We start from the raw sequence: 24218 nt of genomic DNA on the forward strand, positions 1-24218 counted from the left end.
TAAAGTATGAAACATCTAAACAAATTATTTATTGCTGCTTTAATGTTTGCTGGAGTAACTTCGCAAGCACAAGATAGCAACAATCCATGGGCTGTCTCTTTTGGAGCTAATGCAGTTGACACTAAAATTAGTGCATCTTCGCCAATGGAACAACAATTCTCTGAGTATTTTAACGCACAAGATCACTGGAACATGATTCCTTCAGTTTCTTCTTTAACTGTGTCTAGATACGTAGGAGATAATTTTTCTTTTGGTTTAACAGGATCTGTTAACAAAATTAAAAGAATGGTAGATAAGGTTCCTGGAACTTTAAATACTTATGCTGTAACTAATCCTGGTGACTTAAACTACTACGGAGCTGATGCAGTAATTAAATACAGTTTCCAACAAATGATTAAATCTAAAATCATTGATCCTTCTGTTCATGTAGGTGGTGGTTATACTTTCTTTGGTGATGCTTCTGCAGGTACTGTAAATGGAGGTTTAGGATTAACATTTTGGTTAACTGAGCATGTTGGATTACAATTCCAAACTACTTACAAGCATTCATTTGACGATACAAGAACTCCAAATGTAGATGTTCCTACTCACGTTCAACATTTTGCTGGTCTTACTTTCAAATTTGGTGGTAAAGATACAGACGGTGATGGAATATATGACAAAGACGACGCATGTCCAGAAACTTTTGGTTTAAAAGAGTTTATGGGATGTCCTGATACTGATGGTGATAAAATCGCTGATAAAGATGATGCTTGTCCAGAAACTTTCGGTTTAGCTGAATTTAATGGATGTCCTGATACTGATGGAGACGGAATCGTTGATAACGAAGATGCTTGTCCAGAAGTTAAAGGTACTAAAATCATGAAAGGTTGTCCAGATGCAGACGGAGACGGAGTAGCTGATAAAGATGACAACTGTCCAGAAGTTAAAGGACCTGCTGCTAACGCTGGTTGTCCTTGGCCTGATACAGATGGAGATGGTGTTGCTGATAAAGATGACCAATGTCCAACTGTTGCTGGTACTGTTGCAAACAACGGATGTCCTGAGGTTTCTGATGAAGCTATCAAAAAATTAAATAGCTATGCTAAAACTATCTTGTTTAACTCTGGGAAATCTTCTTTCCAAAAACAAACTATGCCTGTTTTAGTTGCTATTACTGCAATCTTAAAAGAATATCCAAGTGCTAAATTCTCAATTGAAGGTCACACAGATTCTGATGGTACTGAAGAGATGAACCAGATGTTATCTACTTCAAGAGCTCAAGCAGTTCAAGCGTATTTAATTGAAAATGGAATTGACGCTACTAGATTAAGTTCTACTGGTTTTGGTGAAAAATATCCTATAGATTCTAACAAGACTTCTAAAGGTAAAGCGAACAACAGAAGAGTTGACGTGAAATTAGTAAATTAATTTCTTCCAAAATATAAATAGAAAACGCCCTGATTATTCAGGGCGTTTTTTTATTTTTATAAAATGAATGAAACCACTTTTTTAGACCAGTTAGCAAATCAAATAATAATTGATTTTCAACACAAATTAAATGATATCCAAATTGTTTTGCCTAATAAAAGAGCGAAAGTTTTTTTGTTGCAATGTCTAAAAAATAAATTGACCGCAACTGTATTTGCGCCTAAAATTATAAGTATAGAAGATCTTGTACAGGACATTTCAGGAATTCGTTCAATAGATTCAATCGAAGTGTTGTTCGAATTTTATGATGTTTATTTACAAATCACTCCAAAAAAACAACAACAAACTTTTGAGCTTTTTTCTAATTGGGCAAAAACACTTTTGCAAGACTTTAATGAAATTGATCGTTATCTAATAGAGCCAAAAAAAGTCTTCTCTTACTTAAAAGAAATAGAAGCTCTTAAAAGATGGGATTTAGAGCCAGTTCAAAAAACTACTTTAATAGATACTCACCTTGAGTTTTGGAATAAAATTCCCCTTTATTACGAAACATTTTACAATCATCTTTTAAATAAAAAAATCGGTTACCAAGGTTTAATTTATAGAGAAGCAGATAAAAAATGCAAATCTTTTACTGCAGAACTTGGTCATAAAATTATTGTATTTGCTGGATTCAATGCATTGAATCAAGCAGAAGAGAAAATAGTTCAACATTTATTATATACAAATCAAGCAAAAATATATTGGGATATTGATGAGACTTTTTTAAAAGATCCCTTTCATGATGCAGGTTTGTTTATTAGACGATTTAAACAAAATTGGAAAAATTATTCTTCACAACCTTTCGAATGGATAACGAATTGTTTTCAAGAAGAGAAAAATATTCAAATTATTGGCACACCTAAATCAGTAGGACAAGCAAAAATTGCAGGTAATATTATAGAGGAGTTGTCTAATAATGGTGCAAATATCAATAAAACTGCTTTGGTTTTAGGTGATGAAAATTTACTAATTCCAATTCTTTACGGTTTACCAAACACCATTGAGAGTCTGAATATTACTATGGGCTATTCGGGCAAGAATAATCCGGCTCAAATTCTAATTACTAAATTATTTAAACTGCATACGAATGCAATAAACAGAAACGAAAAAGCATACACACTATATTATAAAGAAGTTCTAGAAGTTTTAAATCATCCATTAGTTGAATCTTATGTTAAGGTTTCAGAACTTATTTCTGTGATTAATGATAACAACTTTACATTCTTCTCTCACGATACTTTAATTCGACTTTATAATGAGAAATATCCAAATTCAAACAATACATTTTTTAACTTGTTATTCGATAAATGGAATTCTAATTGTGATGATGTTTTAAAAACACTTTCGTTAATCTTACTTCAAATTAAAGAATTCTTAAGTAATGATGTTGAAGAAGAAAAAGTTTCTAAAACTTTCGTTTACGCAATTTATAAAGTCATTAATAAACTTATAAGTTATCAAGAAAAATATGGCAAAATTGATACTGTAGAAACCCTACAAGTAATTTATAAACAGATTTTAGATTTAGCAGAAGTTTCTTTTGAAGGAGAACCTTTGTCTGGTTTGCAAATTATGGGTGTTTTAGAAAGCAGGGTTTTAGATTTTGAAAATGTAATTATCACATCTGTAAATGAAGGAAAATTTCCATCTGGTAAATCGCAAAATTCATTTATTCCTTTCGATGTAAAAAGAGAATTAGAATTACCAACATATAAAGAGAAAGATGCTATTTACAGTTATCATTTTTATCATTTATTGATGCGAGCTAAAAATATTTATTTGTTGTATAATACTGATAATGAAGGAATCGACGCTGGAGAAAAAAGTCGATTCTTAACCCAATTAGAAATTGAGAAACAACCTAAACATACTTTAACTCACGAAATTTATAATGCTGTATTGCCAAAAACTGCTTATGAAGTAATGGAAATTGAAAAAACGGAAAAAGTTCTTGAGCGTTTAAAAGAAATTGCAACAGATAAAGGCTTTTCTCCTTCTTCACTTACGAGTTATATTCGTAACCCAATGCAATTTTATTTTCAAAGAGTTTTGAGAATTAGAGATGTTGAAGAAGTTGAGGAAAGTGTTGCGGTAAATACATTGGGAACAATTATTCACGAAGCATTAGAAGAGCTTTACGAGCCTTTTGTTGGAATCTACCTAGCAGAACACCATATTGAAACGATGCTGTCTAAAATTGAAGAAGTAACGTTAAGGCAATTTAAGTTAATTTATAAAGAAGGTGAAATTAAAAAAGGTAAAAATTTATTGGCTTTTGAAGTAGCCAAACGTAATATTTACAATTTTTTAATGACTGAGAAAAGTGCAGTTAAAAATGATGAAACAATAAAAGTCATTTGTCTTGAAGCTGCTTTAGACGTGACTATTGAAGACGATAAATTGCCTTATCCGGTTAAAATTGCTGGGAAGGTTGATCGAATTGAAGAACGAAATGGAAGTATTCGAATTATTGATTATAAATCGGGTAAAGTAGAGCAAAGAAATCTTCGTATAAATGACTTTGAGGGTTTAACAGCAAATCTTAAAAACGAAAAAGTAATACAGTTACTTTGTTATGCAATGATGTTTCAAAATAGCCAAATGTTCCAAAATCAAGATGTTCAAGCCGGAATTATTTCTTTTAAAAACATGAAAGAAGGGTTTATGCCTTTTGGTTTTGGGAAAGGGAAAAACAGCGAAACAGAGATCACTTTAGAAACTATTGAATCATTTAAAATAGAATTAGTACATTTAATACTGGAAATTTTGAATCAAGAAATTCCTTTTAAAGAAACATTATAATTAAAAGTTTATGGATAAGTTAGTTGACAAAATTCAATTTTACTACGATACAATTTTACAAAATGCACCAGGCTTTTTAATTGGCGTTATTGTCTTAGTTATAGGTTTTACAATTGCTAATTTCGGAAAAAGATTCACCCAAAATAGAATTAAATCTAAAGTTAAAAACACTTTATCAGGTCTTTTTATTGCTCAAATAATTTCTGGGATTATAAAAATAATTACCATTGTTTTCTTTTTAGATTTAATAGGATTTCAAAATATTACTTCAAAAATTTTGGCTGGAGCCGGAATTCTAACTTTTGTAATTGGTTTTGCATTTAAAGATATTGGCGAAAACTTCTTAGCCGGAATTTTATTAGCATTTAAAAGTCCGTTTAAAGAGAATGATTTAATTGAAACCGAAAATGTAATTGGATACGTAAAAGAACTTCGAATTAGAGAAACAATCATTAAAACTACCGATGGGAAAGATGTTTTTGTGCCAAACTCACAAATATTGAAATCGCCATTGATTAATTATACTATTGATGGTTTTCTTAGAAATGAATTTATGCTAGGAATTGATTACTCTAGTGATTTGTCAAAAGCGATCGAATTAATAATTGAATCCGTTTCTAAAACAGAAGGGGTTTTGCTTGGTGCAAAAAAACCAACAGTTGTAATTGATGAATTTGCTACAAGTACAATTAACTTAAAGGTTTACTTTTGGTTAGATACTTTTAAAAGTGCTTCTAAAAGTTATCATTTAGCTATTCGAACGCAAGTAATGAAAAATGCTTTGTTAACGCTTACTGAAAACGGCTTCTCACTTCCATCTTCTATTGTTGAAATCAAACAATATGAAGGTTAAACTTTCTTTAAGAAATTTAATAAAACAGTAGTAAGTTCGTCTCTGTTTTCAATATGACTCATGTGTCCGTCATTAAAAGTGACTAATTCTACATCAGAATTTTCTAATTGGTCTTTGTTTTCTTCGTAAATTAAAACAGGATCTTTTTTTCCTAAAATTAATACTTTAGGATACGGTGTTAAATGCAATAAAACTTCTCTATCGTTACGTACTTTCATACCTTCTTGTGCAGCAACAATTCCTTGTAGAGGTGTTTTTAAAGCTTCCTCTTTAACAGCTTCGATTTCGTCAACTAATCTATCTCTATTTTCTTCGCTGAACAAATTAGCAATTGCCATTCGTATTGCTGTAGTGTAACTTTTCTTAATTGCTAAAATAGCTCTATCTCTATTCAGTTTTCGTTCGTCGCTATCTGCTCTAGCAGTTGAGTTAACTAAAACCAAACCTTTCATCATATCAGGGTATAATTCGGCGAAAGCCAAAGCTGCATAACCGCCCATAGAATGACCAACTAAAACTACTTTGCGTAATTTTAATTCATGCAACACATGATGTACAACATCGGCCATATCTTCCATAGTGTGCACATAGCCCAAACAATCTGTTGCACCATGACCTAACAAATCCACACAAATAACACGGTGTTTTTTTGCTAATTCAATTACATGCGCGTTCCACATCGTAGAGTTTTCTAAAAAACCATGTAAAAGCACAACGGCAGTTCCTTTTCCGGTATCAGAAAAGGCTATTTTGGTGTTTTTGTAAAAAGTATCTTTCAATTGCTTGTTGATAAGTTGGTGATGCAAAATTAAGGTTTAACCACAAAGCACACAAGGATTTTACACAAACTTCACAAAGAATAATCCCTCACAATCTTGTCCTTTCGACGAAGGAGAAAACCCACATATGCGATTTTTCCTTCGTCAGAACGACAATTTTGAGCATAAAAAAACGGCTTACTTTCGTAAACCGTTTTCTAAAAATCTATAATATAAGAATCTAAACTAAGAATTCATTATCGATTCTATTTCTTCAATTTCAATAGGAATGTTACGCATTAAATTAAATGGCTCTCCATTTGCTTGGATGACAACATCGTCTTCTAAACGAATACCAAAACCTTCTTTTGGAATGTAAATTCCAGGCTCTACAGTAAACACCATATTCGCTTGCATTGGTTCGACTAATAAACCATAATCGTGTGTGTCTAATCCCATGTGGTGCGAAGTTCCGTGCATGAAATATTTTTTATACGCTGGCCAATCTGGATTTTCATTTTGAACATCGGCTTTGTCTAATAATCCTAGACCTAATAATTCAGAAGTCATTAATTTACCAACTTCCACATGATATTGTTTCCAAAGTGTTCCTGTAGTTAACATTTTTGTCGCTTCGTTTTTAACACGCAAAACGGCATTGTATACTTCTGCTTGACGGTCAGAAAATTTTCCTGAAACAGGAACCATTCTACTCATGTCACTAGAATAGTTTGCGTATTCTGCACCAACATCTAATAAAATTAAATCACCAGCATGACATTGTTGGTTGTTCTCAATGTAATGTAATACGTTAGCGTTTTTTCCAGAAGCAATAATTGGCGTATACGCAAATCCTTTAGAACGATTTCTTAAAAATTCATGAGCAAATTCTGCTTCAATTTCATATTCCATTACATTTGGTTTTACAAAATTTAAAATTCTGCGGTACCCTTTCTCTGTAATATCACATGCTTTCTGAATTAAGTCTAGCTCTTCACTTTCTTTAACCGAACGAATGCGTTGTAAAATTGGGTTTGATTTTTCTACTTTATGTGCAGGATAATCGTTTTTCCATTTTTTTATAAAACGAGCTTCACGAGTTTCTGTTTCAATAGAAGCTCTATAATGTTCGTTAGTATTAATGTACATGGTATCTGCATACGACATTAATTCTTTCAATGTTTTATCAAAGTCTTGTAACCAAATTACATTTTTAATTCCCGAAACTTCAAAAGCACGTTCTTTAGTAAGTTTTTCACCTTCCCAAACTGCAATATGTTCGTTTGTTTCTTTTAAAAATAAAATTTCTCTTTGTTCTTCATAAGGTGCATCTGGAAAAAGTAATAAAATACTCTCTTCTTGGTCCACACCACTTAAATAATAAATATCTCTATGTTGTGCAAATGGCAAAGTTGAATCTGCAGAAACTGGATAAATATCATTAGAATTAAAAATAGCAAGTCCGTTTGGTTTCATTTGCGAAGCAAACTTTTTACGATTTTTTATAAATAAATCTCTGTCTATTTGATGGTATTTCATGATTTAATGTCCTTTTGTTAAACTTTGACTCAAAAATAATAACTTTAAAAGGATTAGTTGTTAATTAGAATGTAAAATTTTGAGAAAGCATATTAATTGGTTAATTTTCCAATCAAATTATTCCTACATGAAAAAACTTATTTTAGTCTTCTTATTCACTTCATCACTTGTTTTTGCGCAAGATAATTTATTTACCAAAGTAGCTTTTCAAAATGTTGGTCCAACAATCATGAGTGGTCGAATTGTAGATTTAGCTGTAAATCCAGAAAATCCAACAGAATTTTATGCGGCTTATGCTTCTGGCGGACTATGGTACACCAATAATAACGGAAATAGTTTTACGCCAGTTATGGATACTGCACCAACATTAAATTGTGGTTCGGTTACTGTAGATTGGAAATCTGGAACTATTTGGGTGGGAACAGGCGAAGTCAATGCTTCGCGTTCTTCTTATTCTGGAATTGGCGTTTTGAAATCTTCTGATAAAGGAAAAACTTGGGAAAATTTAGGTTTACCTGAAAGTCACCACATCAGTAGAGTTTTGGTTAATCCAAAGAATATCAATCAAATTACGGTTGGAGTCGTAGGTCATTTATACACCAAGAACAAAGAAAGAGGAATTTACAAAACTTTAGATGGTGGAAAAACATGGAAGCAAATGCTTTTTGTAAATGATGAAACAGGAATTATAGATGTTGTCGTTAGTCCAAATAATTTAAATGTGCAATATGCAGCTGCTTGGCAAAAAGATAGAAAAGCGTGGGATTTTAAAGGAAATGGTAAAGGTTCAGGAATTTATAAAAGTACTGATGCTGGAAACACTTGGAATTTAATTTCAACTCCAACAAGTGGATTTCCTACAGATAAAGGAGTTGGAAGAGTTGGACTTCTTTCTGTAAATGACAATGTTGTTTATGCAGTTGTAGATAATCAAAATAAACGACCAAATTCTAAAATGGAAAAGCCAAAAGATGCTAATGCAGCTCTTTTTGAAACAGAAGTTATAGGTTGTGAGTTATATAAATCTGTAGATGGCGGTCTTTCTTGGAAAAAAACACATGAAAATTACATTGACGATTTGTATTACAGTTATGGCTATTATTTCGGAAATATTGCAGTTGATTTAACAAATGAAAATAGAATTTATCTTGGTGGTGTTCCATTGATTTTTTCAGAAGATGGAGGGAAAACTTTTAAGTCAATTAGTAAAGAAAATGTGCATGCTGATCATCATGTAACGTGGATAAATCCAAAAAACTCAAACCATATTATTAATGGAAACGATGGTGGAGTAAATATTACCTACGATAATGGAGAACATTGGTTCAAATGCAACAATCAAGCAGTTGGGCAATTTTATACTGTGAATGTAGATGATGAAAAACCGTATAATGTTTATGGAGGTCTTCAGGATAATGGAGTTTGGGTAGGTCCAAATAATTACGAACATTCTCTAGATTGGCAACAAGATGGTAAATACCCGTATGAGTTTATAATGGGTGGCGATGGAATGCAAGTACAAATTGATAGTCGCGATGCAAATATTATTTATACCGGATTTCAATTTGGGAATTATTACCGCATTAATAGAAAAAAAGATAAGAGAGATTATATTTCTCCAAAAGCAAAGAAGGAAGAAGAGACTTTTCGTTTTAATTGGCAAACTCCAATATTGTTGTCTTCTCATAATCAAGACATTTTATATATGGGATCGCAATATTTGCATCGCTCGATGAACCAAGGTGAAACTTGGGATAAAATTTCTCATGATGTTACAAAAGGGAAGGTAGAAGGAAATGTTGCTTTTGGAACTATTACGGCTATTGCTGAAAGTGACTTTCAATTTGGATTGCTTTATGTGGGTTCAGACGATGGATTAATTCATGTTTCTAAAGATGGTGGTGCGACTTGGTCTAAAATTTCAGATAATTTGCCTCAAAATTTATGGGTTTCAAGAATTATTTCATCTAAACATAAAAAAGAAAGAGTTTACGTGGCTTTGAATGGTTATCGAAACGATGATTTTGCATCTTATATTTTTGTTTCAGAGGATTATGGGAAAACTTGGAAAAGTATATCTAATAATTTAACTCAAAGTCCGGTTAATGTAATTATAGAAGACAATGTAAAAGTAGATATTTTGTATGTTGGTACTGATAATGGTTTGTTTATTTCCATAGACAAAGGAATAACTTGGCAAGATTTCTCTGCTGAAATACCAAATGTAGCGGTTCATGATTTGGTTATTCAATCTCAAGTAAAAGAATTAGTTGTTGCAACACACGGTCGTTCTATTTATAAAGTAGGTTTAGATAGAATTCAGGCTTTAGACGTTAATGTTTTAGCAAAAAAAATCCATATTTTTGATGTTGATAAAATTAAAAAATCAGAACGTTGGGGGAGTGCATGGAGTTCATGGTCAGAAGTGTTTGAGCCAAAAATTGTTGTTTCAGTTTATTCAAATTCTGATAAAAAAGCAACTCTAAATGTCAAAAACGATAAAAATAAATTATTGTTTACAAAACAAGTTTCTTTAGTTAAAGGATTAAATTTTGTGGAGTATGACTTATCTATTGATGAAAAACACTTAAAAAAAGAGAAAGTTACCAAAGCTAAAAACAGTAAATATTATTTAAATGAAGGTGTTTATTCTTTTGAAATTGAGGTAAATAAGATAAAATACAATTCAAAATTAACAATTGAAAAAGCAAAGCAATAAAAAAATGTTAAATCCGTTATAAATTATAGCATGATTTTTGATTGTGTTAACATAAAATTATAAAACATGAGATTAAGGATTTTTTTAGTAGTGCTTTTAGGTGGGTTTTTATCTTTTTCTTGTTCAGACAAAGATGACGTTGCTGTTGAGCCACAATTAATCATTAAATTTAAATTTGATCCTACTCAAGTTCGATTAAATAATTTGGGTCAGTCTTCATCTGTTCCATCAGGAAACGCTGCACAATCTCCAATTTTTAATTCAATAAGCGCACATTATTTTGAATTAGCGCCAAATCAATATACAGCACTAGGAGATGGAGCAATTTTATATAAAGCTTCCGAAACCGTTACGGGAGGTGATTTGGCTATTGATTTCAGTAAAGCTAAAATTGTAGGAGAAAATGAAATTTTTTTATCAATTCCATTAAGTCAAGTTCCGCAAGGAAATTATGAATATGTACGTGTTTCGCTTTCATATCAAAATTATGACATTTCAGTAAGAAGTAACTCGGTTGATTACATTGGCTCTTTAGAAAGTTTTGTAGGATATAATACTTATATAACAACGCATTACATAGGAAATAATTCGTTTCCTGTTAATGCAAACAAACTTCAAGGTTATTGGGCTTTTGGCTTACATGATTTTCCTTACGCTTCGTCTGGCCAAGCGCCTCCTGGAGCCACAACAGTTCCTAATCCAATTGCGTCAACATCACCTATTCCTGCAGGCTCTTGTGTGGTTACAGGTAAGTTTCAAAACAATTTAATAATTACTAATAATGAAACAGGTAATGTTTATGTAACGCTTTCGTTATCTAATAACAATAGCTTCGAATGGGAAGAAGTTATAGTTGACGGTAAATATGAGCCATCTATTGGTGAAAATGTTGTTGATATGGGTTTAAGAGGTTTAATCCCTTCTTTTCAAAGATAAATACGTATTTAAAGCTTTAACTTTCAATTAGCTTTAAACGTTTTTTAAATTCATTATAAATTAGCGTATAAAGGTTGTAGTTCATACTTATATGCTGTATTTTTGTTTGGTTTAAAATTAAATTAGCACAATCAAATAAAAATTATGGCAAAATCAGCACTTCTAAAGTCGTCTATCGGTAAAAAATACTGGATGGCTCTTACGGGTTTATTCTTATGCTTGTTTTTGGCAGGACATTTAGCGGGTAACCTTCAATTAATTTTAGGAACTCCTCTTCAGTTTAATGAATATGCATTATTCATGACAACTAATCCAGCCGTAAAACTTCTTTCTTACTTAACTTACATTTCTATTTTATTCCACGCAGTTGATGGAATTTTGTTGGCAATCCAAAACAAAAAAGCAAGGCCAATTGGTTATGCTAAAAACAATGCTGCTGCAAATAGCGGATTTGCCTCTAGAAACATGGCGGTATTAGGAACATTAATTTTGTTTTTTATTGCAACTCACATGGTTAATTTTTGGGCAAAAATGCATTTTGATAAAAACATGCCTTTGATGACTAAGTCTATTGAGATTCAACCAGGAATGTCTCAAGAGTATTATGTAGGAACATCTGTTGGACAATATTACCCTGTTGATCAAGTACAGTCAGAAAATATTGCATTGCAGGCAGGTGAAGCTCCAAAACAACTAGTAATTAAAAACAGAACTGAGTTGTATAATGCTCAAGTAGATATTAAAATGGGAGATTTGTATAAAGATCTTCACAAACTTACATTTGCATTCTTTAAAGATTCAAAAACAGGCTTAATTGCTACTATTGGTTATGTGTTAGCTATGATAGTTTTAGGTTTTCACTTATGGCATGGTTTTCAAAGCGCTTTTCAATCTTTAGGTGTTAATACACCTAAATTAAACACAGCAATTAAATTTTTCGGGAAAGCATTTGCGGTAGTTGTACCGTTATTATTTGCTATTATTCCCTTATATATTCACTTTATTAAATAATATTTATCCGAAAAGATTATGGCTTTAGATTCTAAAATACCAAATGGTCCAATTTCTGATAAATGGACAGACTATAAAAACCACATTAATTTAGTAAACCCTGCTAACAAACGTAATATTGATATTATCGTTGTTGGAACAGGTTTAGCAGGTGGTTCTGCTGCTGCAACTCTTGCAGAATTAGGTTATAACGTAAAAGCATTTTGTTTCCAAGATTCTCCACGTCGTGCGCACTCTATTGCTGCACAAGGAGGTATCAATGCAGCAAAAAACTACCAAGGAGATGGTGATTCAACTTTTCGTTTATTTTATGATACAGTAAAAGGAGGAGATTACCGTTCTCGTGAAGCTAACGTTCATCGTTTAGCTGAAGTTTCTGCTAATATTATTGACCAATGCGTTGCACAAGGTGTTCCTTTTGCTCGTGATTATGGTGGATTACTAGATAACCGTTCATTTGGAGGTGTATTGGTATCAAGAACTTTTTATGCTAAAGGACAAACAGGGCAACAATTATTATTAGGTGCTTATTCGGCAATGAATCGTCAAATAGGCCGTGGTAAAATAAAAATGTACAACCGTCACGAAATGCTTGACATTGTTAAGGTTGACGGAAAAGCAAGAGGAATTATCGCTCGTAACTTAGTTACAGGAGAAATCGAAAGACATTCTGCACATGCTGTAGTAATTGCTTCTGGAGGTTACGGAAATGTTTTCTTTTTATCTACAAATGCAATGGGAAGTAATGTTACCGCTGCATGGAAAATTCATAAAAAAGGAGCTTTCTTCGCAAATCCTTGTTACACACAAATTCACCCAACATGTATTCCAGTTTCTGGAGATCATCAGTCTAAATTAACGTTAATGTCTGAATCATTACGTAATGATGGACGTATTTGGGTTCCTGCAAAATTAGAAGACGCAAAAGCTATTCGTGAAGGAAAATTAAAACCTACACAATTGGCTGAAGCAGATAGAGATTATTACTTAGAGCGTCGTTACCCATCTTTTGGTAACTTAGTACCTCGTGATGTTGCTTCACGTGCGGCTAAAGAAAGATGTGATGCTGGTTTTGGTGTAAATAAAACAGGAGAAGCTGTTTATTTAGATTTTGCTTCTGCAATTCAACGTTATGGAAAAGAGCAAGCTAAAATTAAACATTTAGATGAAAATGATGTTGATTTGGTAAAACAATTAGGTACAGATGTAGTTGCTAATAAATATGGTAACTTATTCCAAATGTATGAGAAAATCGTTGATGAAAATCCATACCAAACACCAATGATGATTTACCCTGCAGTTCACTATACAATGGGTGGGACTTGGGTTGATTATAATTTACAAACTACAATTCCTGGTTGTTTCTCAATTGGAGAATCTAACTTCTCTGATCACGGAGCAAATAGATTAGGAGCTTCTGCCTTAATGCAAGGTTTAGCTGACGGTTATTTTGTTTTACCTTATACAATTGGAGATTATTTGTCTGCTGATATTCGTACAGGAAAAATTTCTACAGAATCTCCTGAATTTGATGAAGCAGAAAATAATGTTAAGAATCAAATTGATGCTTTATTAAGCACAAACGGAACAAAACCTGTAGATTATTTCCACAAACGTTTAGGGAAAATCATGTGGGATAAAGTTGGAATGGCTAGAAATACCGAAGGTTTAAAAGAAGCTCAAGAAGAAATTGCTCAAATTAGAGAAGAATTTTATAAAGATGTTCTTATTCCAGGAACAGCTGATAGTTTTAATCCTGAATTAGCAAAAGCACTTCGTGTAGCCGATTTCTTAGAATTAGGTGAGCTATTCGCTAAAGATGCTTTGCATAGAAACGAATCTTGTGGTGGTCACTTCCGTGAAGAATATCAAACAGAAGATGGTGAAGCATTGCGTGATGATGAAAATTTTGCTTATGTAGCAGCTTGGGAGTATAAAGGAAAACCAAGTGAAGCTGTATTACATAAAGAAGACTTGAAGTTTGAAAACGTTAAACTAGTTCAAAGAAGTTATAAATAATAGTTTTTTAGGATTTGTTCAAGTAGAAATGCTACTGCAAAACCTAAAACCTAAAACCTAAATAAGATGAATCTTACACTAAAAATATGGCGTCAAACAAACGCTCAAGATAAAGGGAAAATGGTCGACTATAAAGTAGATGATATTTCTCCAGATATGTCTTTCCTTGACATGTTAGATGTATTAAACGACCAGTTAATTAGAAAAGGAGAAGATGCTGTTGCTTTCGATCACGATTGTCGTGAAGGTATTTGCGGTATGTGTTCTTTATATATTAATGGAGAAGCGCACGGACCAGATAGACGTGTAACTACATGTCAATTGCACATGCGTATGTTTAAAGATGGTGATACAATTTTTATTGAGCCATTTAGAGCAAAAGCTTTTCCAGTAATTAAAGATTTAGTTGTTGACAGAAGTTCTTTCGATAGAATTCAACATGCAGGAGGATTTATTTCAGTAAATACATCTGGAAATACACAAGATGCTAACAATATTCCTGTTCCTAAACATGATGCAGATAGAGCTTTCGATGCTGCAACTTGTATTGGTTGTGGGGCTTGTGTTGCAAGTTGTAAAAATTCATCTGCAATGTTATTTGTTTCTGCAAAAGTTTCTCAATTTGCTTTGTTACCACAAGGTAAAATTGAAGCTGCAGATCGTGTTATGAACATGGTAAACCAAATGGACGAAGAAGGTTTTGGAAACTGTACAAATACAGGAGCTTGTGAAGTAGAATGTCCTAAAGGAATTTCTCTTGAAAACATTGCTCGTATGAACAGAGAATATTTAAAAGCTAGTATCTAATAGTTTTAAAATAAATAATTACTAAAAACGTCCTGTATATGCAGGACGTTTTTTATTTTTATAGTATGGAAATAGCAATCATTCAATCCGATTTAATTTGGGAAAACCCAAAGGCAAATAGAACTCAATTTGAGCAAAAAATAAATACAATTTCGCAAGCAGTTGATTTAATTGTGTTGCCCGAAATGTTTTCCACTGGTTTCACCATGTTTCCTAACGATTTAGCGGAAACAATGTTAGGCGAAACAGTTAATTGGATGCAAAATATTGCAAAAACAAAACAAGCTGCTATTTGTGGAAGCTTAATTATAGAAGAAAGCAATAAGTATTATAACCGATTTGTTTTTGTGCAACCAAATGGAAATATTGAAACGTACGATAAAAGACATTTGTTTTCATTAGCCGGAGAACATGAGCAATATACACAAGGAACTGAAAAAGTAATTATCGAATATAAAAACTGGAAAATTTGTCCGCAAATATGCTATGATCTGCGTTTCCCTGTTTTTAGTAGAAATATTGAAGAATATGATTTGCTTATTTATGTTGCCAATTGGCCAAAGCCAAGAATTCAAGCGTGGGACGCATTATTAATGGCTAGAGCAATAGAAAACATGAGTTTTGTTGTTGGTGTTAACCGCATTGGCTTAGATGGTAATAAACACGAATATGTAGGTCATTCAATAATATTAGATGAACTTGGAAATTCAATTGTTGAAGCAAATGAAAATGAGGGTGTTTTTATGACTTCTTTAGACAAAGCAAAAATGCTTCAAACCAGAGAAAAGCTAAATTTTTTAAACGATAGAGATGATTTTTCGATTAATCTAAAATAAAATCTTGGTCCACATCCCAATTAGCTCTTACGTCAACTGATTTAGAGTAGTATTTAACTTCTTCGGCTTGGCGTTTTTCTAAATAATTTCCAGTATCCCAAATTCCATTTTTATTGTCGTCATAAATAACGCGAAGTGAATATACATTTGGTTCAATTAAATCAAATCGTAAAAAACCTTCTCCGTTTGATACTGCAGAAGCAATAACTTCGCTCTTTACATTTAAAATTTCTAGTATTAATGGATATCTTTTTGCGTTTTTTAAATTCACTTTTAAATTTCCATATTCTGAATATGACTTGGTGTTTAACTTGTAATTTAAAGTGTCATTACTTGTTGAATAAAAATCAACAAATGCACCAGGTAATATTTCTAAATTATATTTTTGCTCTTCTTCTTTCTTAAAATCAAACTCAATTTTTTGTTTAAATTCATTGTAAGCTGTTGTGAAAATTACAGCAACAGAATCTTTATTTAATAAAGTTATTTTAGAGTTGTCAATTTTCACAATTGGTGTTTTAGAAATTAAAGCTAGTTTTTCTCTAAAAGGTAAGATGCTGGTTTGTGAAATTTCAATTTTTAAAGAATCGGTTGTTTTTAATTCTCTAACTTTTACTTTGAAAGTTTTAGAAAAAGCACCTTTTTCAACTTTAAATTGCAAAGAGTCCATTTTAATATTTGGAATGAATAACTGTATAGAATCTGTATTTTTTTGAGGATATTTCGTAATAATTATAGGAATGTTTTCACTTCCATTTAAAGCAGTGACTTTGATGTTTTGATTATTTCCTTCGGTAGCTAATAAAAATTTATTGGTCGATTCCTGAGTGACTTTTGTAGCTTTAAAAGGTAAAACTTCTTTAAAAAGTTCTAGTTGAAATAATGTATCATTAGGAATAGAAAGAGTCTCTTTTAAAAAAGCAATTTTATCTGATTTTGGATCAAATTTATAATTACTGTTTTTGTCTTTAAGTGCAACGATTTTATAATTTCCAGCTTTTAGATTTTCTAAGGCAAATACTTTTAAGCTGTCCAGAGTATTTGAAACATATAAAGGAGTTTCATTATAAACAGTTGAATCGTTGAAGGTTTTTGCGTCGTACAATTGAATAGAAACAAAATTCTCAACTTTTTGATCATAAGCATCTTTAATTTTCCCCATTAACGTAAGTGAATCAATATAAGTTCCAGTTGAAAAAACATACTTAAACTGAGAATATGGATTACTTTCGTTATTGTCTATGATACTTTGACCAAAATTAAAGCTATACGTAGTATTGTCTTGTAAGGTGTCTAGGATTTTAATTGAAATAAATTTGCTCGCACTACCTTGAGGAACAATTATAGGTTTTCTTTTCATTGGAGGCGAAATAATCAATTGTTTATTGATGTCTTTTACCTTTATAAGTTCGTTGAACGTTATTTTAATTTCTTTTCCGTTAAAATTAGTTTTGTAATTTTCGGGAAAACTATTTATAATCTTAGGTGCTAGTGTGTCTTTTGCCCCGCCAGTAATAGTGCCTCTTTTTGCACAACTTGTAAAGGTGAAAATTGCACCAAAAATGATTAAAAGCAAAATAAAATAAATTCTTTTCATAGGTAACCTTAATTCTAAAGCAAAATAACAACTATAATTATAGTAAACATAATTTTTTAATTTTTTTTATGATTGAGTATAAGCTATAGTAATAATGCTGATTTTTGAATTTGGAATTTTCAAGAGTGCTTTCGCGCAAAGTTCAAGAGTTGCGCCAGATGTAATGACATCATCAATTAATAAAAAATGTTTCCCAGTATCATTCTCGTTATAATTTACATCAAAAATGTTTTGAACATTTTCTTGTCTCTCATTTTTAGATTTTTTTGTTTGAGTTTTATTGTATTTTGTTCTAATCAATAACTGATTGTTAACTGGAATATTTGTTGATTGAGAAAGGGCTTTACAAAAACTATCTACCTGGTTGTATCCTCTTTCTTTAAGCCTTTTATGGTGTAACGGAACGGGAATAATATGATCTATAGTTTTAATGATTTCTAAACTTTTTATGTCATTTCCATACCATTCTCCAAGTAGTTCTCCTATTTCTACTTTTCCTTTATATTTTAAGTGATGAATTAGCTTTTGAACAACTCCTTTTTTATGAAAATAAAGCATTGACGTGCCCAATTCTAAATTTATTATACCGTAAAACTTTTTTGTTGTATCATTGTTTTGATTTAAATGATGGTTTGTTAAGGGTAAATCATGACGACATGAAGAACAAATAATTTCTTCATTTAACAATAAAAGTTCATTACAACCAAAACAAAGTTTTGGAAAAATCAATTTTAACAGATTTTTTAGCATTTTATCGAATAATAAGTTTAATTATCTAAAAATAGACTTAATTTATATCAAAATATTAACAAATGGCTTTTAAGAAAAATAATGTATTAAAATTAAGCACACTATTCTTGGTGATGCTTCTGTCTTTTTCATTATTTAATTTTTACAAAGTAACTTCAAATTTTGATAATTTTAAAGAAAATTCTTCTGCTGAGAGTAAATTAAAACAAAGTCAATTAGATGAAATTTTAGTAAAATATGATTCATTGAAATCCTTTGCTAAAAGCAAAGATATAGTTGATTTAAAAAATGTTCAAAAATCAGAAGAGGAAAAGCCTGCTGTTCAAAGGGGTAAATTTGAAAATTCTGATGAAGAGGAGATTAATTCTCAAATTAAAATTTTAAAGAATATAATTAATAATGATTCCAAAGAGGTTGTTTTTTTAGAAGAAAAAATTAATTCAGATAGAAAAACACTAAATAGGTTAGAGTTTTTAAGACAGAAAGAGGTTAAAAACAAAGCTAATAAATTATCAGTAATTAATATAAATGCTAAAGGGGTTAAGATTATAACTGATAAATACGCTAGAGCTAGCGATAAAATCATACAACAACTAAGGGTTTGTTTCACTGTAGAAGGCAATGAGTTTATAAAAAAAGGCGAAAAGAAATTTTATATTCAAGTTGTAAATCCTAGAAATCAAATTGTGTCTTTTGAAAGTACATTTATAGAGTTAAAAGACGTTAAGTTAATTTATAGCGCTAAAGTAGAAGCAAACTACACCCAAAAAGACATTGATATTTGTACTTACGTAGATCTTGAGAAAAACAAGACTATCAAAGGGAAATATAAGATTAATGTTTATAACGAATTTTCAAAAATTGGAACTGCAATTTTTGATTATAACTAAGAATAATTTAATTATTCAATTCTATTTCTTTTTTCCAATTCTACTTTTTACTTTTGCAGTATGGCAAAACAAGACGATTTATTTAAAAATGTAGTTTCGCATGCAAAAGAATACGGATATATTTTTCCGTCAAGCGAAATTTACGATGGTTTAAGTGCAGTTTATGACTATGCACAAAACGGTGTAGAACTTAAGAAAAACATCCGTGAATACTGGTGGAAATCTATGGTGCAAATGCACGAAAATATTGTAGGACTAGATTCTTCTATATTTATGCATCCTACAACATGGAAAGCATCTGGTCACGTTGATGCGTTTTCTGATCCTTTAATTGATAATAAAGATTCTAAGAAAAGATATCGTGCCGATGTTTTAATTGAAGATTATGCCGAAAAATTAAACATTAAAGCTCAAAAAGAAATTGAAAAGGCGAAAGCTCGTTTTGGAGAAGCTTTTAATGAAGAAGAATTTGTAACTACAAATGAAAGAGTTAAAGGATATTTAGAACAAAAAAATACAATTTTACAACGTTTAGCAAGATCTCTTGAAAAAGAGGATTTGGCAGATGTAAAAGCTTTAATTGAAGAATTAGAAATTGCTTGTCCAGATTCGGGCTCTAAAAATTGGACAGAAGTTAGACAGTTTAACCTAATGTTTGCGACTAAAATTGGAGCAAGTGCTGATACTGCAATGGATTTGTATTTACGTCCAGAAACAGCTCAAGGTATTTTTGTAAACTTCTTAAATGTGCAAAAAACAGGAAGAATGAAAATTCCTTTTGGAATTGCACAAACAGGAAAAGCATTTAGAAACGAAATTGTTGCAAGACAATTTATCTTTAGAATGCGTGAGTTTGAGCAAATGGAAATGCAGTTTTTTGTAAAACCAGGAGAAGAAATGAAGTATTACGAGTATTGGAAAGAAACTCGTTTAAAATGGCATTTATCTTTAGGTTTAGGGAAAGAGAATTATCGTTTTCACGATCACGAAAAATTAGCACATTATGCAAATGCTGCTGCTGATATTGAATTTAATTTCCCATTCGGGTTTAAAGAATTAGAAGGAATTCACTCAAGAACAGATTTCGACTTAAAAGCACACGAACAATTTTCAGGTAAAAAATTACAGTTTTTCGATAACGAAACGAATTCTAGCTATGTTCCTTATGTAGTAGAAACTTCAGTAGGTTTAGATAGAATGTTCTTGTCGGTTTTTTCAAAAGCATTACAAGAAGAAACATTAGAAGACGGTTCTACAAGAACAGTTCTTCGTTTACCTTCTGTTTTAGCGCCAACAAAAGCAGCTATTCTTCCTTTAGTTAAGAAAGACGGTTTGCCAGAAGTTGCTAAAGAAATTATAGAAGAATTAAAATGGGATTTCAATGTTGCTTATGATGAAAAAGACGCAGTAGGTCGTCGTTACAGAAGACAAGATGCTCTTGGAACACCTTTCTGTATTACAGTTGACCATCAAACATTAGAAGATAAAACAGTTACAATTCGCCATAGAGATTCTATGAAACAAGATAGAGTTGCTATTTCTCAATTAAGAACTATTATTAACGATGAAGTTTCAATGCGTAATTGGTTAATGAAAATGTAATTTCAAAAATCAAAAAAAGTATATAAACAAAAAACCGAAATTCAATTGAATTTCGGTTTTTTTTATTTTATAATAATTGAAAACTGCCTTCGGTTTCTTCAATTAATCCTCTTCTTTCATAGCATTCCAGCCACGCGCTTTCAAAGGTATCTTGGCGTTAGCTCTAGTAATTAAATGCATGCCTTCATTCTCTTCAGTCATATGTCCAATTACTGTGAAATTCGGATTTGCTTTAATTTTGTCATAATCGTCCATGTTTATGGTAAAAAGCAATTCATAATCTTCACCGCCACTTAAAGCAATAGTTGTAATGTCGATGTTGAATTCTTCACAAACATCAATTAATTGCGGATCAACAGGGATTTTATCTTCATATAAATTACAACCAACACCACTTTGTTTACAAATATGCATTATTTCAGAAGAAAGTCCATCTGAAACATCAATCATCGAAGTAGGTTGTAATTCTAATTCTGCAAATAATTCTTTAATGTCTTTTCTTGCTTCTGGCTTTAATTGACGCTCAATTAAATAGGTATAAGCATCTAAATCGGGTTGGTTATTTGGGTTTACCTGAAACACTTGCTTTTCACGTTCTAAAACTTGTAGTCCCATATATGCAGCACCAACATCACCAGTTACAACTAATAAATCAGTTGCTTTCGCTCCACTTCTATATGTAATTTCATTTAAATTAGCTTCGCCAATCGCAGTAATACTTATAATTAAACCTTTTTGAGAAGAAGTAGTGTCTCCGCCTATAACGTCTACATTATATATTTGAGAAGCAAGCGTGATTCCGGCGAATAATTCTTCTAAAGCTTCCAGCGGAAATCTATTAGAAACTGCAATTGAAACCGTGATTTGAGTTGCTTTTGCATTCATTGCAAAAATATCAGACACATTTGCAACAACTGCTTTATAACCTAAATGCTTTAAAGGCATGTAGCTTAAATCAAAATGAACACCTTCTACTAATAAATCAGTAGAAACAATAGCTTTTTTGTCTTTAAAATCTAAAACTGCAGCATCATCACCAATACTTTTAAGAGTAGACTCTTGATTTATTTTGAAATGCTTTGTTAAATGCTCTATTAACCCAAATTCACCCAAATCAGATAAACTGGTTTTATTGTTGTTTTTATTTTCTAACATGAACGTTATTAAAATATGTTTTTATTAAAAATATGTTATAAAAAAAGGTTTTTTACATATTAAAAAATAAAAGCATTAAGTTGTAATGCCAAATTTACTTAAAAATGATTAAAAAACTACTAATTGTATTATTAATACCAATAACATTTTATGCTCAAATTCCTGCATATTATACTAGTATCGATTTTACACAAACAGGAACACCATTAAAAAATCAATTAGCTTCGCTTATCACAACAACCCATACAACAATGCTACCCTATACTTCAGGTGCATTTGACACTTGGGATGCAATTCAACAATCCGATTTAGACCCAAACAATAGTGCAAATGTATTTTTAGTATACGGTTATAACGATTACGATGGTGTTACTAAAACAGACAGGGTAAGAGGTAAAAATTTAACGGGTAACAGTTCGTGTATTGGTTTTTGGAATAGAGAACATTCATTCCCTAAGTCTTTAGCAAATCCTGTTATGAATACTAGTAATCCTGGAGTTAGTACAGATGTGCATCACTTAAGAGCTGCAGATTGCCAATGGAACAGTACTAGAAACAATAGGCCTTTTACGGATGGTCAAGGAGATGCAACAACAGTTGGAACTACAGATTGGTATCCTGGTGATGAATGGAAAGGAGATATGGCAAGAATGATGATGTACCTTTATGTGAGATACAATGCGGAAACACCTGCAATAAACGTCGGAGTTGGAAGTGCTTCTTACAGTCCTTTAAACGACATGCCTAATATATTTTTAGAATGGAATATAGAAGACCCTGTTTCAATTAGTGAAATAAACCGTAACAACATTATCCATGGTATTCAAGGAAATAGAAATCCATTTATCGATAATCCCTATTTAGCAACAATGATTTGGGGAGGTCCTCAAGCACCCGATTTCTGGGATACATTGACGTGTACCAATACTACGGTTTGGAATGGAACCATTTGGGATAACGGTACTCCTAATAAAGAAATGTTAGTTACAATTAATGGCAATTTAACGCTTTCTGCAGATTTAGAAATGTGTTCTCTTAACATTGCAGCTGGAGCTAATGTCATTGTGCCAACGGGTTTTAATTTAACAGTTATCAGAGGTGTAAATGTAAATGCTTCAGGTTCTCTTATTGTACAAAACAATGCAAATCTTATTCAAATAAACAATACGCCAAATACTGGAAATATAACGGTTATTAAAGATTCGGCTCCAATAGTTCGTTTAGACTATACTTCTTGGGGTTCTCCTGTAAGCGGCCAAAATTTAAAAGCTTTTTCTCCAAACACTTTAAACAATCGTTTTTACGAATACATTCCTGCAGGTACAACAACTGCAACAGCCTATAATGCAATTGACCCACTTACAAATAGTTTTGTTCCAGGAAAAGGATACATCATAAGAGCTCCAAACAATTGGAGTACAACTGCTACTCCATACACAGGGCAATTTACTGGCGTCCCAAATAATGGACAATTTCAAACAAGTGTTGAATTTGGTTTCAACATGTTAGGGAATCCATATCCATCTACGATTACTGCAGATGAATTCATTGCAAACAACAGAACGATTGAAACAGTATACTTTTGGTCACATACGGTTCCTGCTTCAGGAGGAACCTATCCAGCAAACAACTTCGCATCCTATACAACAATGGGTGGTGTAGCATCTGCAGCAGGTGGTTTAACTCCCGACGGTTCAATTAAGCCAGGACAAGGATTCTATGTCTATTCAGGAGAGAATGAACAAATAACTTTTCATAACGGCCAACGAAACAATACCATAAATTCTCAATTTTTTAAAAACAATAATGTTATTGAAAAACACCGTATTTGGTTAAATCTATCAGGCCAAAATAAAGAATACAATCAAATATTAGTAGGGTATTCTAATTTTGGTACAGAAGGATTTGATTTGTCGTTTGATGGTAAAACAATGGATACTGAAATTACACATATTTACAGTACTATAGAAGAAAATAGCGACTATGTAATCCAAGCAAGACCCTTGCCTTTCGATAATTCAGATAAAGTGAACTTAGGAATTAAAGTGAACGAACCAGGGAATTATTCAATTAGTTTGGGCAATAAAGACGGTATTTTTTCTAATAACGAAAAAATATTCATCAAAGATAATTTCACGGGTGCAATTCAAAACATAACGAATCTAGCTTATAATTTCAATTCAGACACAGGTAATTTTAAAAATAGGTTTGAATTAGTCTATCGTGAATTTGAACCACAAATTATTGATGAAAATACAATTTTAGCATATACAGAAAATTCCAGTTTAATTATTACTTCTTCAAATGAAGAAATCAAACACATAATTGCTTTTGATGTTTTAGGAAGAACTTTACTTTCAGAAGTTAGAATCAATACTTTTGAATTTGAAACCAATAAACTAAGTAACACCAACCAACCAATTCTCTTAAAAATAATTTTAAAAAATGGTCAGGTAGTTTTAAAGAAAATTATACTTTAAATAAATAAAGAG

17 protein-coding genes are annotated in these 24218 nt (G+C 31.6%); 12 read left to right on the plus strand and 5 right to left on the minus strand.

All coding sequences use genetic code 11. From position 1 onward, the window contains the following. Positions 1–6 precede the first annotated feature (6 nt). From UXY25_RS00180 to UXY25_RS00190, 3 genes are all read left to right on the plus strand, one after another. Positions 7–1410, plus strand: coding sequence for an OmpA family protein (locus tag UXY25_RS00180; RefSeq protein WP_320813973.1), 1404 nt, complete (start codon positions 7–9; stop codon positions 1408–1410). A 63-nt stretch (positions 1411–1473) separates the two neighbouring features. Next, on the plus strand, positions 1474–4254 hold the full coding sequence (locus UXY25_RS00185; RefSeq protein WP_320813974.1) for a PD-(D/E)XK nuclease family protein: 2781 nt from the start codon (positions 1474–1476) through the stop codon (positions 4252–4254). A gap of 10 nt (positions 4255–4264) precedes the next feature. Further along, on the plus strand, positions 4265–5107 hold the full coding sequence (locus tag UXY25_RS00190) for a mechanosensitive ion channel family protein (RefSeq protein ID WP_320813975.1): 843 nt from the start codon (positions 4265–4267) through the stop codon (positions 5105–5107). On the opposite strand, the gene UXY25_RS00195 is transcribed toward UXY25_RS00190, so the two are convergent. Together UXY25_RS00195 and UXY25_RS00200 are read right to left on the minus strand one after the other, a co-directional pair. Continuing rightward, positions 5104–5886, minus strand: a complete 783-nt coding sequence (locus UXY25_RS00195) for an alpha/beta hydrolase (protein WP_320813992.1) — start codon at positions 5884–5886, stop codon at positions 5104–5106. The two genes, UXY25_RS00190 and UXY25_RS00195, sit on opposite strands and share 4 nt — an antisense overlap. Positions 5887–6111: 225 nt before the next feature. After that, positions 6112–7404, minus strand: a complete 1293-nt coding sequence (locus tag UXY25_RS00200) for an aminopeptidase P family protein (RefSeq protein ID WP_320813976.1) — start codon at positions 7402–7404, stop codon at positions 6112–6114. Between the two features lie 127 nt (positions 7405–7531). Here UXY25_RS00200 and UXY25_RS00205 point away from each other — a divergent pair, with 127 nt between their 5' ends. The 6 genes from UXY25_RS00205 to UXY25_RS00230 all read left to right on the plus strand — a co-directional run bounded on the left by UXY25_RS00205 (position 7532) and on the right by UXY25_RS00230 (position 15732). After that, a complete protein-coding gene (locus tag UXY25_RS00205; RefSeq protein WP_320813977.1) occupies positions 7532–10123 on the plus strand; it encodes a VPS10 domain-containing protein in 2592 nt (863 codons plus the stop codon). 66 nt (positions 10124–10189) lie between these two features. After that, positions 10190–11059: a hypothetical protein gene (locus UXY25_RS00210; protein WP_320813978.1), complete on the plus strand. Its 870-nt coding sequence runs from the start codon at positions 10190–10192 to the stop codon at positions 11057–11059. Between the two features lie 144 nt (positions 11060–11203). Then, positions 11204–12070, plus strand: a complete 867-nt coding sequence (locus tag UXY25_RS00215) for a succinate dehydrogenase cytochrome b subunit (RefSeq protein ID WP_320813979.1) — start codon at positions 11204–11206, stop codon at positions 12068–12070. Between the two features lie 18 nt (positions 12071–12088). After that, positions 12089–14089 (plus strand): fumarate reductase/succinate dehydrogenase flavoprotein subunit, encoded by a 2001-nt coding sequence (locus tag UXY25_RS00220; protein WP_320813980.1) that lies wholly within the window; start codon positions 12089–12091, stop codon positions 14087–14089. A gap of 66 nt (positions 14090–14155) precedes the next feature. Next, the gene (locus tag UXY25_RS00225; protein ID WP_320813981.1) at positions 14156–14896 is read left to right on the plus strand and encodes a succinate dehydrogenase/fumarate reductase iron-sulfur subunit; all 741 of its coding nucleotides are present in this window, start codon (positions 14156–14158) and stop codon (positions 14894–14896) included. 65 nt (positions 14897–14961) lie between these two features. Then, entirely contained in the window at positions 14962–15732 is a 771-nt protein-coding gene (locus UXY25_RS00230) for an amidohydrolase (protein WP_320813982.1), read from the plus strand. Here the strand turns inward: UXY25_RS00230 and UXY25_RS00235 are convergent. Together UXY25_RS00235 and UXY25_RS00240 are read right to left on the minus strand one after the other, a co-directional pair. After that, on the minus strand, positions 15719–17329 hold the full coding sequence (locus tag UXY25_RS00235; RefSeq protein WP_320813983.1) for an Ig-like domain-containing protein: 1611 nt from the start codon (positions 17327–17329) through the stop codon (positions 15719–15721). The genes UXY25_RS00230 and UXY25_RS00235 overlap by 14 nt on opposite strands. 66 nt (positions 17330–17395) lie before the next feature. Further along, positions 17396–18058, minus strand: coding sequence for a ComF family protein (locus UXY25_RS00240; protein ID WP_320813984.1), 663 nt, complete (start codon positions 18056–18058; stop codon positions 17396–17398). 83 nt (positions 18059–18141) lie between these two features. On the opposite strand from UXY25_RS00240, the gene UXY25_RS00245 reads away from it, so the two are divergent. Then, positions 18142–18969: a hypothetical protein gene (locus UXY25_RS00245; protein ID WP_320813985.1), complete on the plus strand. Its 828-nt coding sequence runs from the start codon at positions 18142–18144 to the stop codon at positions 18967–18969. A 60-nt stretch (positions 18970–19029) separates the two neighbouring features. Further along, the gene (locus UXY25_RS00250; protein WP_320813986.1) at positions 19030–20571 is read left to right on the plus strand and encodes a glycine--tRNA ligase; all 1542 of its coding nucleotides are present in this window, start codon (positions 19030–19032) and stop codon (positions 20569–20571) included. 102 nt (positions 20572–20673) lie between these two features. On the opposite strand, the gene thiL is transcribed toward UXY25_RS00250, so the two are convergent. Further along, the gene (gene thiL / locus UXY25_RS00255) at positions 20674–21726 is read right to left on the minus strand and encodes a thiamine-phosphate kinase (RefSeq protein ID WP_320813987.1); all 1053 of its coding nucleotides are present in this window, start codon (positions 21724–21726) and stop codon (positions 20674–20676) included. A gap of 104 nt (positions 21727–21830) precedes the next feature. Between thiL and UXY25_RS00260 the strand changes: the two genes are divergently transcribed. Next, positions 21831–24206, plus strand: coding sequence for an endonuclease (locus tag UXY25_RS00260; protein WP_320813988.1), 2376 nt, complete (start codon positions 21831–21833; stop codon positions 24204–24206). The last annotated feature ends 12 nt before the right edge of the window (positions 24207–24218 follow it).

The organism is Flavobacterium sp., from assembly GCF_034111225.1.
Taxonomy (GTDB): domain Bacteria; phylum Bacteroidota; class Bacteroidia; order Flavobacteriales; family Flavobacteriaceae; genus Flavobacterium.

Excerpts from the sequence above, each read along its gene's own strand:
- UXY25_RS00180 (WP_320813973.1), top strand. The coding sequence starts at position 7 with ATGAAACATCTAAACAAATTATTTATTGCTGCTTTAATGTTTGCTGGA.
- UXY25_RS00185 (WP_320813974.1), top strand. The coding sequence starts at position 1,474 with ATGAATGAAACCACTTTTTTAGACCAGTTAGCAAATCAAATAATAATT.
- UXY25_RS00190 (WP_320813975.1), top strand. The coding sequence starts at position 4,265 with ATGGATAAGTTAGTTGACAAAATTCAATTTTACTACGATACAATTTTA.
- UXY25_RS00200 (WP_320813976.1), bottom strand. The coding sequence starts at position 7,404 with ATGAAATACCATCAAATAGACAGAGATTTATTTATAAAAAATCGTAAA.
- UXY25_RS00205 (WP_320813977.1), top strand. The coding sequence starts at position 7,532 with ATGAAAAAACTTATTTTAGTCTTCTTATTCACTTCATCACTTGTTTTT.
- UXY25_RS00210 (WP_320813978.1), top strand. The coding sequence starts at position 10,190 with ATGAGATTAAGGATTTTTTTAGTAGTGCTTTTAGGTGGGTTTTTATCT.
- UXY25_RS00215 (WP_320813979.1), top strand. The coding sequence starts at position 11,204 with ATGGCAAAATCAGCACTTCTAAAGTCGTCTATCGGTAAAAAATACTGG.
- UXY25_RS00220 (WP_320813980.1), top strand. The coding sequence starts at position 12,089 with ATGGCTTTAGATTCTAAAATACCAAATGGTCCAATTTCTGATAAATGG.
- UXY25_RS00225 (WP_320813981.1), top strand. The coding sequence starts at position 14,156 with ATGAATCTTACACTAAAAATATGGCGTCAAACAAACGCTCAAGATAAA.
- UXY25_RS00230 (WP_320813982.1), top strand. The coding sequence starts at position 14,962 with ATGGAAATAGCAATCATTCAATCCGATTTAATTTGGGAAAACCCAAAG.
- UXY25_RS00235 (WP_320813983.1), bottom strand. The coding sequence starts at position 17,329 with ATGAAAAGAATTTATTTTATTTTGCTTTTAATCATTTTTGGTGCAATT.
- UXY25_RS00245 (WP_320813985.1), top strand. The coding sequence starts at position 18,142 with ATGGCTTTTAAGAAAAATAATGTATTAAAATTAAGCACACTATTCTTG.
- UXY25_RS00250 (WP_320813986.1), top strand. The coding sequence starts at position 19,030 with ATGGCAAAACAAGACGATTTATTTAAAAATGTAGTTTCGCATGCAAAA.
- thiL (WP_320813987.1), bottom strand. The coding sequence starts at position 21,726 with ATGTTAGAAAATAAAAACAACAATAAAACCAGTTTATCTGATTTGGGT.
- UXY25_RS00260 (WP_320813988.1), top strand. The coding sequence starts at position 21,831 with ATGATTAAAAAACTACTAATTGTATTATTAATACCAATAACATTTTAT.